The sequence below is a fragment of the Pseudomonas sp. P42 genome (genome assembly GCF_017973755.1).
GTDB lineage: Bacteria > Pseudomonadota > Gammaproteobacteria > Pseudomonadales > Pseudomonadaceae > Aquipseudomonas > Aquipseudomonas iridis.
This window is the reverse complement of sequence record NZ_JACOPU010000001.1, coordinates 822,345-838,289: the sequence shown is the minus strand read 5'-3', so window position 1 is coordinate 838,289 and position 15,945 is coordinate 822,345. Positions and strand designations below refer to the sequence as shown.

15 protein-coding genes are annotated in these 15,945 nt (G+C 59.1%); 11 read left to right on the top strand and 4 right to left on the bottom strand.

Annotated elements, in window-relative coordinates:
• Positions 1 to 32: 32 nt before the first annotated feature.
• Positions 33 to 1,028 carry a GlxA family transcriptional regulator gene (locus tag H8B20_RS03895; RefSeq protein WP_210622392.1) on the bottom strand — a complete coding sequence of 332 codons (996 nt, stop codon included), beginning with the start codon at positions 1,026 to 1,028 and terminating at the stop codon, positions 33 to 35.
• A gap of 89 nt (positions 1,029 to 1,117) precedes the next feature.
• Here H8B20_RS03895 and inhA point away from each other — a divergent pair, with 89 nt between their 5' ends.
• The 3 genes from inhA to H8B20_RS03880 all read left to right on the top strand — a co-directional run bounded on the left by inhA (position 1,118) and on the right by H8B20_RS03880 (position 4,446).
• Positions 1,118 to 1,804, top strand: a complete 687-nt coding sequence (gene inhA, locus H8B20_RS03890) for an isonitrile hydratase (RefSeq protein ID WP_210622391.1) — start codon at positions 1,118 to 1,120, stop codon at positions 1,802 to 1,804.
• Between the two features lie 183 nt (positions 1,805 to 1,987).
• On the top strand, positions 1,988 to 2,779 hold the full coding sequence (locus H8B20_RS03885) for a CPBP family intramembrane glutamic endopeptidase (RefSeq protein WP_210622390.1): 792 nt from the start codon (positions 1,988 to 1,990) through the stop codon (positions 2,777 to 2,779).
• A 101-nt stretch (positions 2,780 to 2,880) separates the two neighbouring features.
• Positions 2,881 to 4,446, top strand: a complete 1,566-nt coding sequence (locus H8B20_RS03880) for a methyl-accepting chemotaxis protein (RefSeq protein WP_210622389.1) — start codon at positions 2,881 to 2,883, stop codon at positions 4,444 to 4,446.
• 273 nt (positions 4,447 to 4,719) lie between these two features.
• On the opposite strand, the gene H8B20_RS03875 is transcribed toward H8B20_RS03880, so the two are convergent.
• From H8B20_RS03875 to H8B20_RS03865, 3 genes are all read right to left on the bottom strand, one after another.
• Complete coding sequence (locus H8B20_RS03875; RefSeq protein ID WP_042558548.1) at positions 4,720 to 5,085, bottom strand: DUF6124 family protein; 366 nt, start codon at positions 5,083 to 5,085, stop codon at positions 4,720 to 4,722.
• Between the two features lie 678 nt (positions 5,086 to 5,763).
• The gene (locus tag H8B20_RS03870) at positions 5,764 to 6,129 is read right to left on the bottom strand and encodes a DUF6124 family protein (RefSeq protein WP_115147612.1); all 366 of its coding nucleotides are present in this window, start codon (positions 6,127 to 6,129) and stop codon (positions 5,764 to 5,766) included.
• 1,918 nt (positions 6,130 to 8,047) lie between these two features.
• Entirely contained in the window at positions 8,048 to 8,725 is a 678-nt protein-coding gene (locus tag H8B20_RS03865; RefSeq protein ID WP_210622388.1) for an alpha/beta family hydrolase, read from the bottom strand.
• 94 nt (positions 8,726 to 8,819) lie between these two features.
• On the opposite strand from H8B20_RS03865, the gene ccoN (H8B20_RS03860) reads away from it, so the two are divergent.
• The 8 genes from ccoN (H8B20_RS03860) (at position 8,820) to ccoP (H8B20_RS03825) (ending at position 15,716) form a co-directional block, all read left to right on the top strand.
• The gene (gene ccoN / locus H8B20_RS03860) at positions 8,820 to 10,244 is read left to right on the top strand and encodes a cytochrome-c oxidase, cbb3-type subunit I (protein WP_042558546.1); all 1,425 of its coding nucleotides are present in this window, start codon (positions 8,820 to 8,822) and stop codon (positions 10,242 to 10,244) included.
• Positions 10,245 to 10,254: 10 nt separating this feature from the next.
• A complete protein-coding gene (gene ccoO / locus H8B20_RS03855; RefSeq protein WP_042558545.1) occupies positions 10,255 to 10,863 on the top strand; it encodes a cytochrome-c oxidase, cbb3-type subunit II in 609 nt (202 codons plus the stop codon).
• Positions 10,864 to 10,866: 3 nt separating this feature from the next.
• Positions 10,867 to 11,064 carry a cbb3-type cytochrome oxidase subunit 3 gene (locus H8B20_RS03850; protein WP_042558544.1) on the top strand — a complete coding sequence of 66 codons (198 nt, stop codon included), beginning with the start codon at positions 10,867 to 10,869 and terminating at the stop codon, positions 11,062 to 11,064.
• On the top strand, positions 11,061 to 12,011 hold the full coding sequence (gene ccoP, locus H8B20_RS03845) for a cytochrome-c oxidase, cbb3-type subunit III (protein WP_042558543.1): 951 nt from the start codon (positions 11,061 to 11,063) through the stop codon (positions 12,009 to 12,011). Before H8B20_RS03850 ends, ccoP (H8B20_RS03845) begins: the two co-directional genes overlap by 4 nt.
• A 483-nt stretch (positions 12,012 to 12,494) precedes the next feature.
• A complete protein-coding gene (ccoN, locus tag H8B20_RS03840; protein WP_042558542.1) occupies positions 12,495 to 13,937 on the top strand; it encodes a cytochrome-c oxidase, cbb3-type subunit I in 1,443 nt (480 codons plus the stop codon).
• Positions 13,937 to 14,545 (top strand): cytochrome-c oxidase, cbb3-type subunit II, encoded by a 609-nt coding sequence (ccoO, locus tag H8B20_RS03835; RefSeq protein WP_042558541.1) that lies wholly within the window; start codon positions 13,937 to 13,939, stop codon positions 14,543 to 14,545. Before ccoN (H8B20_RS03840) ends, ccoO (H8B20_RS03835) begins: the two co-directional genes overlap by 1 nt.
• Before the next feature lie 5 nt (positions 14,546 to 14,550).
• Positions 14,551 to 14,736, top strand: a complete 186-nt coding sequence (locus H8B20_RS03830) for a CcoQ/FixQ family Cbb3-type cytochrome c oxidase assembly chaperone (RefSeq protein ID WP_003175465.1) — start codon at positions 14,551 to 14,553, stop codon at positions 14,734 to 14,736.
• Positions 14,733 to 15,716 (top strand): cytochrome-c oxidase, cbb3-type subunit III, encoded by a 984-nt coding sequence (ccoP, locus tag H8B20_RS03825; protein ID WP_150594628.1) that lies wholly within the window; start codon positions 14,733 to 14,735, stop codon positions 15,714 to 15,716. Before H8B20_RS03830 ends, ccoP (H8B20_RS03825) begins: the two co-directional genes overlap by 4 nt.
• Positions 15,717 to 15,945: the final 229 nt, after the last annotated feature.

Sequence of the window (15,945 nt, the reverse complement as noted above, 5' to 3'; positions counted from 1 at the left end):
GCGACGAGGAAGCTCGCTCCCTCGCCGCAGGTTCAGCGTCGCGCGACCACTTCAGTGCTGATTGTTGCAGCGTTAACCGAAAACCGCTCCCGATACGCCTGCGGCGTCACCCCAATCGCCCGCAGGAAACTACGACGCAAGGTCTCCTCACTGCCAAACCCGCAATTTGCCGCGATGCGTTTTACAGGGAGCCCGGTATCGCTGAGCAAACGCCGAGCCGTCTCGACGCGGATCAGTTCGATCGCACGCGCCGGGGTCTGGCCGGTGTCGGCGCGGTAATGGCGGACGAAGCTGCGTTCGCTCATGCCGGCCTGTTCGGCCAGGGTCGGCACACCGAGGTCGCAGGTGAGGTTTTCGGCAATCCATGCGTGCAGGTCATCAAAACGATTGCCCTGGTTTTGCAGCGACAAGGTCACGCTGAACTGTGACTGCCCGCCCGGGCGCTTGAGAAACACCACCAGATGTCGGGCGACGTCCAGCGCAATATCGCTGCCAAGGTCTTCCTCGACCATCGCCAGAGCCAGATCGATGCCGGCGGTAACACCCGCCGAGGTCCAGACCGGGCCGTCGTTGATGAAGATCGGATTGGCCTCGACCTGCAACTTCGGATGCTGCTGCGCCAGTTGCTCGCAACGCGTCCAGTGAGTGACGACGCGCCGACCATCGAGCCAGCCGCTGGCCGCCAACAGAAACGCGCCGGTACACACCGAAGCCACGCGCCGGCATTTCGCCGCGTGTTTGCGCACCCAATCCACCAGCGGCCCATCCTCCGCCGCCGGATAAATGCCCCAGCCACCGGCGATGATCAGCGTGTCGCTGGCCTCCAACGGCAGCGGTTCGGCGAGCACCGCCAGCCCCGCCGACGACATCACCGCCCCGCCCTCGCTGGCAATGACCGTCGGCGCATATGGAACAGGCAGGCCGCGTTGACGGCAAAGGTCATTGGCTGAGGCAAACACTTGCAACGGGCCGGTGACGTCGAGGATCTGCATGTTGGCAAACGCGAGTACGTGAATGGCTTTGGGCATTTGGCGTAATTCGTGGGGTGATTGGCGTATGCGCCAGAACGTACGCGCCTACAGTGAAGCCGTCCACCCCCCTAATGGAGAAAAACACCATGACGTTGCAGATCGGCTTTCTGTTGTTTCCGCAGGTACAGCAACTCGACCTGACCGGCCCATATGACGTGCTCGCCTCGTTGCCTGACGTGAAGGTGCACCTGATCTGGAAAGACCTGATGCCGATCACCGCCAGCACCGGTCTGCTGCTGAAACCGACCACCACATTCGAGGACTGTCCGGATCTGGATGTGATCTGTGTGCCCGGTGGCGCTGGCGCCGGGCCGTTGATGGAGGATGAGCAGACGCTGTCCTTCATCAAACGCCAGGCCGCGCAAGCGCGTTACGTGACCTCGGTGTGCACCGGCTCGCTGGTGCTCGGTGCGACAGGTCTGCTGCGAGGCAAACGCGCGACGACACACTGGGCTTATCACGATTTGCTGCCGACGCTGGGGGCGATTGCCGTGAAGGATCGAGTGGTGCGTGACGGCAATCTGTTTACTGGCGGCGGGATTACGGCCGGGATTGATTTTGCCTTGGTGCTGGCGGCTGAACTGGTTGATGCCGACACGGCGCAGTTGGTGCAACTGCAGCTTGAGTATGCTCCGGCGCCGCCATTTAACTCGGGCTCGCCGGATTCAGCGCCGAGTGTAATCGTCGACGAGGCCCGGTTGCGTGCGGCGCCATCGTTGAAACTGCGCACGGAAATTACCGCGCGTGCTGCGGCGAAACTCAACCTGCGCTGAACCTTCAGCCAAGTCCTGATGGAATAAACATCCCCTGTGGGAGCGAGCCTGCTCGCTCCCACATTGGGATTTGTGTTTAGCCACCGATATTGGTGTTGTACCGATTTCCCGCCTCACGTTTACTTGTCCCCCGCCGCCCACCCGTGTAGAAAGCCCTTCCACCCATTTTTACAGGGACTTTCGATGAAGGCTTTGCCTTGGCTTTATCTGGCGCTGCTCAGCCTCGGCTACGGAATGGCGCTCAGCTACGGCCAACTCGGCTGGCTGGTACTGATTTCCGTTGGCCTGCTGCTGTTTGCCGGGTACGCGGTACGCCAGCAAGAAGTGCCGTTCGCACGCTATCTCGGCCACGGCCTGTTCATTGTGATGACCTTGGCGTTGGCGATGCATTGGTTGCCGGGTTTTTACAACGGTCGCGCTATTGATCCGCAGCGTTTCACTGATAACGCTGCGCGCTTTTCGATGTACCTGAATCAGGACAAACCACTGGTCGGCTTCTGGCTGTTACTGGTCTGCCCGTGGATTGTCGCGCGGCGCTCGTTGCGCCTGACGGTGTATGCCACCGCCCTGGGCCTGACGTTAAGCGCGGTCCTCGCACTCGGTGGTGCGGTGTTGCTTGGCGTTATCGCCTGGGCGCCGAAATGGCCGGATCAGGCGTGGTTGTGGGTGCTGAACAACTTGCTGCTGGTGACGCTGGTCGAGGAAGCGTTGTTCCGCGGCTATATACAAGGTGGCTTGAGCCGGCGCTTCAAGCATCTGCCGTACGGAGAAAGCCTTGCCCTGCTGCTGGCGTCTTCACTGTTCGCACTGGCGCATGTCGGCGCTGGCTGGACTTGGGTATTACTGGCGGGCCTGGCAGGTGTCGGCTATGGTCTGGCCTACCGTTTCGGCGGACTCGGGGCGGCGATCGCCACACACTTCGGGCTGAATGTGCTGCATTTTGGCTTGTTCACCTATCCGATGCTTGCCGGTTGATGCAAGCCGCGTTTTGCGACGCCGTGCTGATTACTGAAAGAAAAATTCAATAATTTCCTGACAGCGCCGACAACCTTTCAAAGCCTTGCGGATTGAAAAACATGCGTAACAACCAGCCCATTACACAACGCGAACGGACCTTCCCGGCTCAGCAACGGTTGATTTCCACAACCGACGCCAAGGGCATGATCACCTACTGCAACGACGCTTTCGTCGAGATCAGCGGGTTTTCGCGTGAGGAACTGATCCGTGCGCCGCACAACCTGGTTCGTCACCCCGACGTCCCGGCTGCGGTGTTTTCGCACATGTGGGGCACACTGAAACAAGGCTTGCCATGGATGGGCATCGTCAAGAATCGCTGCAAGAGCGGTGACCATTACTGGGTTAACGCCTATGTAACACCGGTGTTCGACGGCAATCAGGTGATCGGTTACGAGTCGGTGCGGATCAAACCCACCGCCGAACAGATCCGCCGCGCCGAAGCGCTTTACCAACGCATCAATCAGGGCAAGTCGGCGATTCCTTCCAGCGATAAATGGCTGCCGGTGCTGCAGGACTGGCTGCCGTTCATTCTGGTCAGCCAACTGAGCTTCATGATCGGTGCCACGCTGACTTCACAGTGGGGCTTTGCCCTGGCGGCCGCTCTGTCGGTGCCACTGGGCCTGATGGGCCTGCAATGGCAGCAACGCGGCCTCAAGCGCCTGTTGCGTCTGGCCGAGCAGACCACCTCCGACCCGCTGATCGCGCAGATGTACACCGACAGCCGTGGCGCGCAAGCACGTCTGGAAATGTCGATCCTCAGTCAGGAAGCCCGTCTCAAAACCTGTCTGACCCGTCTGCAGGACACTGCCGAGCACCTGACCGATCAAGCCAGGCAGTCCGATGCTCTGGCACACAGCAGCTCGACCGGCCTGGAACGTCAGCGCGTGGAAACCGAACAAGTCGCCACCGCCGTCAACCAGATGGCCGCGACCACGCAAGAAGTGGCCAGCCACGTACAGCGCACCGCCGACGCCACGCAGGAAGCCAATCGCCTGACCGGTCGCGGACGCGACATCGCCGGCGAAACCCGCGAAGCCATTCAGCGCTTGTCGGTTGTTGTGGGTGAAACCGGCCTGACCGTCACCCAACTGGCGAAAGACAGCGACGAAATCGGTGGCGTTGTCGATGTGATCAAAGGCATCGCCGACCAGACCAACCTGCTCGCGCTCAACGCCGCCATCGAAGCGGCCCGTGCCGGCGAGATGGGTCGCGGTTTTGCCGTGGTAGCGGATGAAGTTCGTCAACTGGCGCAACGCACCAGCGAATCCACCGGGCAGATCCATGCCCTGATCGCCAAGCTGCAGCAGACTGCTTCGAGCGCTGTGCAAACCATGGAAGCCGGGCATCGCCAGGCCGAAGAAGGTGTCGCGCGGGTGCTGGAAGCGGACCAGGCGCTGGTCGGTATCAGCGAAGCGGTGGCCAACATCACCGACATGACCACCCAGATCGCCGCCGCGACCGAAGAGCAAAGTGCTGTGGCCGAAGAAATCAGCCGCAACATCAGCAACATTTCGGAACTGGCAGACCAGACTTCGGAACAGGCGCACAACTCGGCGCTGCTGAGCGAAGAGCTGACCAAGACTGCCAATACGCAGTACTCGTTGGTGGAGCGGTTTAACCGCTAACAGCAAAAGATCGCAGCCTGCGGCAGCTCCTACAGGAACATGCATTCCAATGTAGGAGCTGCCGAAGGCTGCGATCTTTTGATCTTCAAAGCCCGGACGGCGAAAGCTTCCGGGTTTTTTGTTGCTTGTCTGAAAGTGATAGTGCTTGGCAGAGCGCTTTCGCGAGCAGGCTCGCTCCCACTTTGGAACGTAGTGGGATCACAGATTTGTGTCCAACGACAATCCCTTGTAGGAGTGAGCCTGCTCGCGATGAGGCCATAACAGCCAGCGAAATTACTGAGGCAACTTCAGCTTATCCAGCAGTCGATTGACCAACAGTTCGTTGAGCATGATCACCTGTTGCAGCGCCAGTAGCGGTTTGCGCTCCGGGCCGCCGATTGAGTGGGCGATGTTACCGGCCATGGCATGGGCGTAAGACAGCGACTCGCAGGCTTCGACGAGCAGGGTTTCGTCATCCAGGGTGGGGTCGACGAGAAAGACGGGGCGAAACTTGGGCGAGGTTGGCGGAGCCGCCAGGTCTTCGGGTTTGAGGTAGTAGTCGAGGGCGCGGTCGGTTGCTTCTTTGATCTTTTGTGGGCTAAGCGCTGGGTCGTGGGGGATTGGGTCTGTGGCTGGTGGGTTTGGTGTGATTTTGAACATAGGTGTAACTCCAGTTTCGAATATTAGGAGCCATCACCCTCGCTACCAAACGAGTGGGTGGTGGCCATACGTGGGTTGGTAGACCGGTCGAAACGGGAAACCCGGCGCTCACGAATGAGCCCCACGCATGTCCACCATAAAAATCTGAGCCCCAAAAAAGGGACTGCGTACGGTGACACCATACGGTTTCGAAGCGGGCTACCAAACCCGATCACTGTTTTCCAGTGACAGGGAAACGATACAACCCACCTCATAGCCGCGTAAGCAGGCGGATTCTGGCGTACGCGTAGGTAACGGCGCAAGGAGTTGTAGGCCCGATGGCGTAACGGGTTGTGTGATTTAAACGTGCTTGCAGGATTGCGTTTACTGACAGAAAAAGCTGGAAATTGCCCTGTTCATTTATGTTGTCTGTCAGATCGCTTTCGCGAGCAGGCTCGCTCCCACAATTGGACAGGGTGCGTCACTTAGAGATTGGTCGGCTATCAGGCCGCCATCGCTGGCAAGCCAGCTCCCACATTGGATGGAGTGTGTTCAGTTAGAGATTGGTTGGATGTCAGACCGTTTTCGCGAACAGGCTCGCTCCCACTTTGGAACGTAGTGGGATCACAGATTTGTGTCCAACGACAATCCCTTGTAGGAGTGAGCCTGCTCGCGACGAGGCCATAACAGCCAGCGAAATTACTGAGGCAACTTCAGCTTATCCAGCAGTCGATTGACCAACAGTTCGTTGAGCATGATCACCTGTTGCAGCGCCAGCAGCGGTTTGCGCTCCGGGCCGCCGATCGAGTGGGCGATGTTACCGGCCATGGCATGGGCGTAAGACAGCGACTCGCAGGCCTCGACGAGCAGGGTTTCGTCATCCAGGGTGGGGTCGACGAGAAAGACGGGGCGAAACTTGGGCGAGGTTGGCTGAGCCGCGAGGTCGTCGGGCTTGAGGTAGTAGTCGAGGGCGCGGTCGGTTGCTTCTTTGATCTTTTGCGGGCTAAGCGCTGGGTCGTGGGGGATTGGATCAGTGGCTGGTGGGTTTGGTGTGATTTTGAACATGGATGAAACTCCTATCGCAGTTTAAGGAGCCATCACTCTCGCTACCAAACGAGTGGGTGGTGGCCATACGCGGGTTGGTAGACCGGCTGCAATAGGAACCCGGCGCTCACGAGTGAGCCCCACGCATGACCACCATAAAACCGATCCCCAAAAAAGAGACGGTGTACGGTGTTGCCACACAGCTATTACAGACGGGCTACCAAACCCGATCACTGATTTGCAGTGACGGGGAAACGATATAGCCCGGCCTATAGCCACGTAAGCCGGCGGATTCTGGCGTACGCGTAGGTAACGACGCAAGATCTTGTAGGCCTCATGGCGTAACGCTTTGTGTGGTTTAAACGCGCTCGCAGGATCGCGTTTACTGACAGAAAAAGCTGGAAATTGCCCTGTTCATTTATGTTGTCTGTCAGACCGCTTTCGCGAGCAGGCTCGCTCCCACAGTTGGACCGGGTGCGTCAGTTAGAGATTGGTCGGGTATCAGGCCGCCATCGCTGGCAAGCCAGCTCCCACATTGGATGGAGTGTGTCCAGTTAGAGATTGGTTGGATGTCAGACCGTTTTCGCGAGCAGGCTCGCTTCTACAGTTGGACAGGGTGCGTCAGTTAGAGATTGGTCGGCTATCAGGCCGCCATCGCTGGCAAGCCAGCTCCCACATTTGATGGAGTGTGTTCGGTTAGAGATTGGTTGGATGTCAGACCGTTTTCGCGAGCAGGCTCGCTTCTAAAGTTGGACCGGGTGCGTCAGTTAGAGATTGGTCGGCTGTCAGGCCGCCATTGCTGGCAAGCCAGCTCCCACATTGGATGGAGTGTGTTCAGTTAGAGAATGGTTGTCTGTCAGACCGCTTTCGCGAGCAGGCTCGCTCCCACAGTTGGACAGGGTGCGTCAGTTAGAGACTGGTCGGCTGTCAGGCCGCCATTGCTGGCAAGCCAGCTCCCACATTGGATGGAGTGTGTTCAGTTAGAGATTGATTGGATGTCAGACCGTTTTCGCGAGCAGGCTCGCTTCTACAGTTGGACCGGGTGCGTCAGCTAGAGATTGGTCGGCTGTCAGGCCGCCATCGCTGGCAAGCCAGCTCCCACAAGGGATCGAGTGTGTCCAGTTAGAGAATGCTCGGCTGTCAGACCGTTTTCGCGAGCAGGCTCGCTCCCACAGTTGGACCGGGTGCGTCAGTTAGAGATTGGTCGGCTGTCAGGCCGCCATCGCTGGCAAGCCAGCTCCCACATTGGATGGAGTGTGTTCAGTTAGAGATTGGTTGGATGTCAGACCGTTTTCGCGAGCAGGCTCGCTCCCACAGTTGGATAGAGTGTGTTCAGTTAGAGATTGGTTGGATGTCAGACCATCATCGCTGGCAAGCCAGCTCCCACAATGGATGGAGTGTGTTCAGTTAGAGATTGGTTGGATGTCAGACCATCATCGCTGGCAAGCCAGCTCCCACAAGGGATCGAGTGTGTCCAGTTAGAGAATGCTCGGCTGTCAGACCGCTTTCGCGAGCAGGCTCGCTCACACAGTTGGACCGGGAGCGTCACTTAGAGATTGGTCGGCTATCAGGCCGCCAAAGCTGGCACCGCTTCTGCTCTTCACCACTCAACAGGATGAGCGTTAGCTCGGCTGCCGCTCTTGATCTTGATCTTGATCCACGGGCGACGTCGGAAGGCTGAGTGGAGGGATTGATCCGGGGGTGGGAGCGCAGCGACCGTTTGGCGAAGCCAAACACAGCGAGAGGAGGTGCAGCGCAGCAAACCGGAGACGCTGCGCCCGGATCGATCCCGCAGCGAAGGAACCCCGAGCCCCAGCGAGCGGGCCGTACGCAGGAGCAAGCGTTTTTGGTTACTTTTTAGGCGTTTGTAAAAAGTGACCCGCCGTAAGGGCGGAACCATAATCAGCCATCACCGCAGGAACGGATATTCACCCAAACATTACCGAAGAAACGAAGCTACTTTCTGCACAGCGCTAGCCAAATGCTGTTCATGGGTAAACCCCGAAACCTTCAACGGCTTCAAATCATGATCCCCGGCCGCTAGCCACGCCACCTCAATACTCGGTGACAAGGTGTAAGCCTCGACAGCTTCACGATTGCCAAGCGCATCCCGCTCCCCCTGCACAATCAACGTCCGCGTCTTCAAACCAGCCAAATGCTCAACCCGAGGCTTCTCCGGCTTGCCCACCGCATAAAACGGATACCCCAGGCACACCAGCGCATCAGCCCCCAACTCATCCGCCACCAGACTCGCCATCCGCCCGCCCATCGACTTACCTCCAATCGCCAGAACCCCAGTGACATGACGTCGCACCAAGCCATACACCTCACGCCAACATTCCTGCAATTTCCCCGCAGGATTCGGCGGTCGCTTCACCCCATCAACGCGCCGCTGCGCCATATACGGAAACTCAAACCGCAACACGTTCACCCCAAGTGCAGCAAGGCGCCCAGCCATATCCGTCATCCAGTCACTGTCCATCGGCGCCCCCGCCCCATGCGCCAGGATCAACGTCGCCGAAGCCTCGCCACTGGCGGCGTTCCAAAGCCACCCATGATCACGTACGCACTGCGCCCATTGATCCCCGTCAATACTGGCCTTGTGCTGTTTGTTCATGCTTGCCTCGCTTTTAGTCTGCCTATAACTCCAGGCGAAGGATTTGCGGCTCTTTTGCGCGCGGTCACTTCGGCTGAACCGTGGATGGGGAACCATGAACACTTCTATCAGTACCGCCTACAACTACAAGGTGGTCCGCCAATTCGCCATTATGACGGTGGTGTGGGGCATCGTCGGCATGGGGCTCGGGGTTTTTCTCGCGGCCCAATTGGTCTGGCCCGAGCTCAACTTCGATTTACCCTGGACCAGTTTCGGCCGTCTGCGCCCTCTGCACACCAACGCGGTGATCTTCGCGTTCGGTGGCTGCGCGCTGTTCGCCAGTTCGTTCTACTCGGTACAACGCACCTGCCAAACCCAATTGTTTGCGCCAAAGATTGCCGCATTCTGCTTCTGGGGCTGGCAACTGGTGATCCTGTTGGCGGCGATCAGCCTGCCATTGGGTTACACCAGCTCCAAGGAATACGCCGAGCTGGAGTGGCCGATTGACATCCTGATCACCATTGTCTGGGTGGCCTACGCCGTCGTGTTCTTCGGCACGATCATGCAGCGCAAGACCAAACACATTTATGTGGGCAACTGGTTCTTCGGCGCGTTCATCATCACCGTGGCGATTTTGCACATCGTCAACAACCTGGAAGTTCCGGTCAGTTTTACCAAGTCCTACTCGCTGTACTCCGGCGCGACAGACGCGATGGTGCAATGGTGGTACGGCCACAACGCCGTAGGCTTTTTCCTCACCGCCGGTTTCCTCGGGATGATGTACTACTTCGTGCCGAAACAGGCCGAGCGTCCGGTGTATTCGTATCGCCTGTCGATCGTGCACTTCTGGGCCCTGATCACCCTGTATATCTGGGCCGGCCCGCACCACTTGCACTACACCGCACTGCCAGACTGGGCGCAGTCGCTGGGCATGGTGATGTCGCTGATTCTGCTGGCACCGAGCTGGGGCGGCATGATCAACGGCATGATGACCCTCTCGGGCGCGTGGCATAAGTTGCGCAGTGACCCGATTCTGCGCTTCCTCGTGGTTTCGCTGGCGTTCTACGGCATGTCGACCTTCGAAGGTCCGATGATGGCGATCAAGACCGTCAACGCCCTCTCCCACTACACCGACTGGACCATCGGCCACGTTCACGCCGGCGCTCTGGGCTGGGTAGCGATGATTTCCATCGGCGCGCTGTATCACATGATCCCGAAAATCTTCGGCAAGGCGCAGATGCACAGCGTCGGCCTGATCAACGCGCACTTCTGGCTCGCCACCATTGGCACCGTGCTCTACATCGCCTCGATGTGGGTCAACGGCATCGCCCAGGGCCTGATGTGGCGCGCGGTCAACGAGGACGGCACGCTCACCTACTCCTTCGTCGAAACCCTGGTGGCCAGCCACCCAGGCTTTGTCGTGCGGCTGGTTGGCGGGGCGATCTTCCTCAGCGGCATGTTCCTGATGGCTTACAACACCTGGCGCACAGTGCGGGCCTCGCAGCCTGCTGACGTCGTTGCCGCCGCGCAGATGGCCTGAGGAGTCCGCCATGAAACACGAAACGATTGAAAAGAACGTCGGCCTGCTGATGCTGTTGATGGTGTTCGCCGTGAGCATCGGCGGCCTGACCCAGATCGTCCCGCTGTTCTTCCAGGACGTCACCAACAAACCGGTGGAAGGCATGAAGCCCTACACCGCGCTGCAACTGGAAGGTCGCGACATCTACATCCGCGAAGGCTGCGTCCAGTGCCATTCACAGATGATCCGGCCGTTCCGCGCTGAAACCGAGCGCTACGGGCACTACTCGGTGGCCGGGGAAAGCGTTTGGGATCACCCGTTCCTGTGGGGCTCGAAACGCACCGGGCCGGATCTGGCACGGGTCGGCGCACGTTACTCGGATGACTGGCACCGCGCGCATTTGTACAACCCGCGCAACGTCGTACCGGAATCGAAAATGCCGGCCTACCCATGGCTGGTCACGCAAGCGGTCGACAGCAGCCACACCGAAACCAAGCTCAAGACCATGCGCACCCTCGGCGTGCCGTATACCGACGACGACATCAGCGGCGCGGTGGCCAGCCTCAAGGACAAGACCGAAATGGACGCACTCATCTCCTACCTGCAAGTGCTCGGCACTGCAATCAAGAGCAAGAGGTGAGCCATGGTCTTTGAAATGAGTGCAGGACTGATTCGTGGCTTAGGCACCGTTGTGGTGTTCGTCGCCTTCGTTGGCTTGACCCTGTGGGTGTTCAACCGCAAGCGCAATCCGGAATTCGCCGAAGCGCGTCTGCTGCCGTTCGCCGACGAACCGCAACCCGACACTACCCCAGCATCTGAAACAAGGAGTACCCGGCCATGACCACCTTCTGGAGTACGTGGATCTGCGTACTGACCATCGGCAGCCTGATCGGCCTGACGTGGCTGCTGATCGGCACCCGCCGGGGCGAAACCAAGGGCAGCGTCGACCAGACCATGGGCCACAGCTTTGACGGCATCGAGGAGTACGACAACCCGCTGCCGCAGTGGTGGTTCATGCTGTTCGCCGGCACGCTGGTGTTTTCTGTGGGTTACCTGATCCTTTATCCGGGTCTGGGCAACTGGAAAGGCGTCCTGCCGGGTTACGAGGACGGCTGGACCGGCGTGCACGAGTGGGAAAAGGAAATGAACAAGGCTGACGCCAAGTTCGGGCCGATCTTCGCCAAGTTCGCCGCCATGCCGGTGGAAGAAGTGGCGAAGGATCCGCAAGCGCTGAAAATGGGCGGCCGTCTGTTCGCTTCCAACTGCTCGGTGTGCCACGGCTCCGACGCCAAAGGCGCGTTCGGCTTCCCTAACCTCGCCGACAGCGATTGGCGCTGGGGCGGCAATGCCGACACCATCAAGACCACCATCATGGGTGGCCGGGTGGCAGCAATGCCGGCCTGGGGCGAAGTGTTGGGCGAAGCGGGCGTGAAGAACGTCGCGGCGTACGTGCGTCACGAACTGGCCGGCCTGCCGTTGCCTGCCGACAGCAAGGCTGATCTGCAAGCCGGACAGCAAGCCTTCAACACCACTTGCGTGGCGTGTCACGGGGCAACCGGCAAAGGCACTGAAGCCATGGGCGCGCCGAATCTGACGCACCCGGCCGGGTTTATCTATGGCACCAGCCTTACTCAGCTTGAACAAACCATTCGCCACGGTCGTCAGGGCCATATGCCCGCGCAAAACGAACTGCTGGGTAACGACAAGGTGCAATTGCTCGCAGCTTATGTGTACAGCCTGAGCCATGGATTGAGCACAGAAAAACTTATAACTGAAGACAATAAATAAACCACATTGCCTACACCTATGCCGCACCGATTAAGGTGCGGCAGTTTCCTGCCCCTTTGCGACGCATTGTCGCACCCTTCACTCCCTCGCCTTTCGGTTCCCCTGATTCGGGTCTACGCTTGCTCGATGAGGACTGGCTCGTGCCGGTTCCAGGTCGACGCTAACCGCTGTGTTCTGCGAAATGGCTGACTGAAGTGGCCGCAAACGCCGGTAGATACCGGCTGTCGAGCCGATTGCCGTCCGTCAGCCGAACGGAGCGTTTGAACACACCTCGTTACACGCGACCTGAACCCCTCGCTTTTTTCTTCGGCTGCGACATTTTGTCCGAGGCCGATTTTGTCCTTACGCGGCGCATGGAAAGGCCGCAGAATCAGCGTTGGAAAGCATTGACCCAGGTCATGGCGCGTTGCAATGACCCCCTGCTTTCCCCATACTTGCGGCCGAATTAATCCTAATAAAATACCCAAACCGTGGAACCTTAGAATGAGCACAGCAATCAGTCCGACTGCTTATAACTATAAGGTAGTCCGCCAGTTCGCCATCATGACGGTGGTCTGGGGGATCCTTGGCATGGGGCTCGGTGTTTTCATCGCCTCGCAACTGGTCTGGCCGGAATTGAACTTCGGTCTGCCGTGGACGAGCTTTGGACGCCTGCGCCCGTTGCACACAAACCTGGTGATTTTCGCCTTCGGTGGTTGTGCACTGTTTGCCACTTCCTACTATGTCGTGCAGCGAACCTGCCAGACGCGACTGATTTCCGACAGCCTCGCCGCCTTCACCTTCTGGGGCTGGCAAGCGGTAATCGTCGGCGCGATCATTACCTTGCCGCTGGGTTACACCACCACCAAGGAATACGCGGAACTGGAATGGCCGATCGCCATTTTGCTGGCCATTGTCTGGGTGACCTACGGGCTGGTGTTCTTCGGCACCATCACCAAGCGCAAAACCAAACACATCTATGTCGGTAACTGGTTCTACGGTGCGTTCATCGTCGTGACCGCAATGCTGCACATCGTCAACCATGCCTCGCTGCCGGTGAATCTGTTCAAGTCTTACTCCGCCTACTCGGGCGCGACCGACGCGATGATCCAGTGGTGGTACGGCCACAACGCCGTGGGTTTCTTCCTGACCACCGGCTTCCTGGGGATGATGTATTACTTCGTGCCGAAACAGGCCGAACGTCCGATCTACTCCTATCGCCTGTCGATCGTGCACTTCTGGGCACTTATCACCCTGTACATCTGGGCCGGCCCGCACCACTTGCACTACACCGCGCTGCCGGACTGGGCACAATCGCTAGGCATGGCGATGTCGATCATCCTGCTGGCGCCAAGCTGGGGCGGCATGATCAACGGCATGATGACCCTCTCGGGCGCCTGGCATAAGCTGCGCACCGACCCGATCCTGCGCTTCCTCGTGGTATCGCTGGCGTTCTACGGCATGTCGACCTTCGAAGGGCCGATGATGGCGATCAAGACCGTCAACTCGCTGTCGCACTACACCGACTGGACCATCGGCCACGTACACGCCGGCGCTCTGGGCTGGGTGGCAATGATCTCGATCGGTGCGATCTACCACATGATCCCGAAACTGTTCGGTCGTGCGCAGATGCACAGTGTCGGCCTGATCAACGCGCACTTCTGGCTCGCGACCATCGGTACCGTGCTCTACATCGCGTCGATGTGGGTCAACGGCATCACCCAGGGTCTGATGTGGCGTGCAATCAACGATGACGGCACCCTCACCTACTCGTTCGTCGAAGCGCTGCAAGCCAGTCACCCGGGCTTTATCGTCCGTGCCCTGGGCGGTGCGTTCTTCGCCAGCGGCATGCTGCTGATGGCTTACAACGTCTGGCGCACCGTGCGCGCCTCGAACCCGGCTGAAGCCGAAGCCGCTGCCCAGATCGCTGTCGTTGGAGCTCACTGATGAAGCATGAAGCTGTCGAGAAGAATATTGGCCTGCTGGCCTTCTTCATGGTCATCGCCGTCAGCGTCGGTGGCCTGACCCAGATCGTACCGCTGTTTTTCCAGGACGTTACCAACAAGCCGGTCGAAGGCATGAAGCCGCGTACCGCCCTTGAACTGGAAGGCCGCGACGTTTACATCGCCAACGGCTGTGTCGGCTGCCACTCGCAGATGATCCGTCCGTTCCGTGCCGAAACCGAACGCTACGGCCACTACTCGGTCGCCGGTGAAAGCGTCTGGGACCACCCGTTCCTGTGGGGTTCCAAGCGTACCGGTCCGGACCTGGCCCGTGTCGGCGGTCGTTACTCCGATGACTGGCAACGTGCGCACTTGTACAACCCGCGCAACGTAGTGCCTGAGTCGAAAATGCCGGCTTACCCGTTCCTCGTGGAAAACAAGCTCGACGGCAAGGAAACTGCCAAGAAAATGGAGGTCCTGCGTACGCTCGGCGTTCCTTACACCGATGAAGACATCGCCGGTGCTCAGGATGCCGTGAAGGGCAAAACCGAAATGGACGCGCTGGTGGCCTATCTGCAAGGCCTGGGCACCATCATCAAAAGCAAACGGTGATTTAGATGGATATCGGGATGATTCGTGGCCTGGGCACCGTTGTTGTGATGGTGGCCTTTATCGGTCTGGCGTTGTGGGTGTTCAGCCCCAAGCGCAAGTCGGAGTTTGAAGACGCGACCTTGCTGCCTTTTGCGGATGATCCCGAAGCCATCAAGCACGTCGAGCAAGCTTCTAGGAGTAACAAAGAATGACTACATTCTGGAGTCTGTACGTCACAGTCCTCAGTCTTGGCACCATCTTCGCCCTGACCTGGCTGTTGCTGTCGACCCGCAAGGGCCAGCGCTCCGAGCAGACGGACGAGACGGTCGGCCACTCGTTCGACGGCATCGAGGAGTACGACAACCCGCTGCCGAAATGGTGGTTCATGCTGTTCGTGGGCACCATTATCTTTGCGCTGGGTTATCTGGTGCTGTACCCGGGCCTGGGTAACTGGAAAGGCCTGCTGCCAGGCTACAACTACCTCGATACCGAGAAGCAGACTGCGTTCGCCAACGGCCAGACCGGCTGGACTGGCGTGCACGAGTGGGAAAAGGAAATGGCTCGCTCGGACGCCAGGTTCGGCCCGATCTTCGCCAAGTTCGCTGCCATGCCAATCGAAGAAGTGGCCAAGGATCCGCAAGCGCTGAAGATGGGTGGTCGCCTGTTCGCTTCCAACTGCTCGGTCTGCCACGGTTCCGACGCCAAGGGTGCCTATGGCTTCCCTAACCTGACCGACGCCGACTGGCGCTGGGGCGGTGAAGCGGAAACCATCAAGACCACCATCATGGGCGGCCGTCACGCGGTCATGCCGGCGTGGGCTGAAGTGATTGGCGAGCAAGGCGTGGCCGATGTCGCTGCGTTCGTGGTCACCAACCTCGATGGTCGCAAGCTGCCGGAAGGCGCCAAGGCAGACGTCGCCAATGGCCAGAAACTGTTCGCCGCCAACTGCGTGGCCTGCCACGGCCCGGCGGGCAAAGGCACGCCAGCGATGGGCGCACCTGACCTGACCCACCCGGGCGCATTCATCTACGGTTCGAGCTTTGCGCAACTGCAGCAGACCATCCGTTACGGCCGCCAGGGCCAGATGCCTGCACAAGAACAGCTGCAAGGCAACGACAAGGTTCACCTGCTGGCGGCTTATGTTTACAGCCTGTCCCACGGTGAAAAAGCACCGGAAGCGAACGCTGAGTAAGGCCAACGCTTGAAGCAAAAAAACGGCCCCGTCATTTGACGGGGCCGTTTTCGTTTCAGTCCATGGTGACTGTCAGCGAACCGCAACAGTGGCGATCACCTTGTGTGATGGCCAGTCAGACACCTGATGCACATTGAACGACTTTCGATCAGCAGCGAAGCTTGCTATCAAGTAAGTCTGGACTGGAGCGCAGCATCTCTCGCTGCGCTTCGGTTGAGACGGTAGTTAG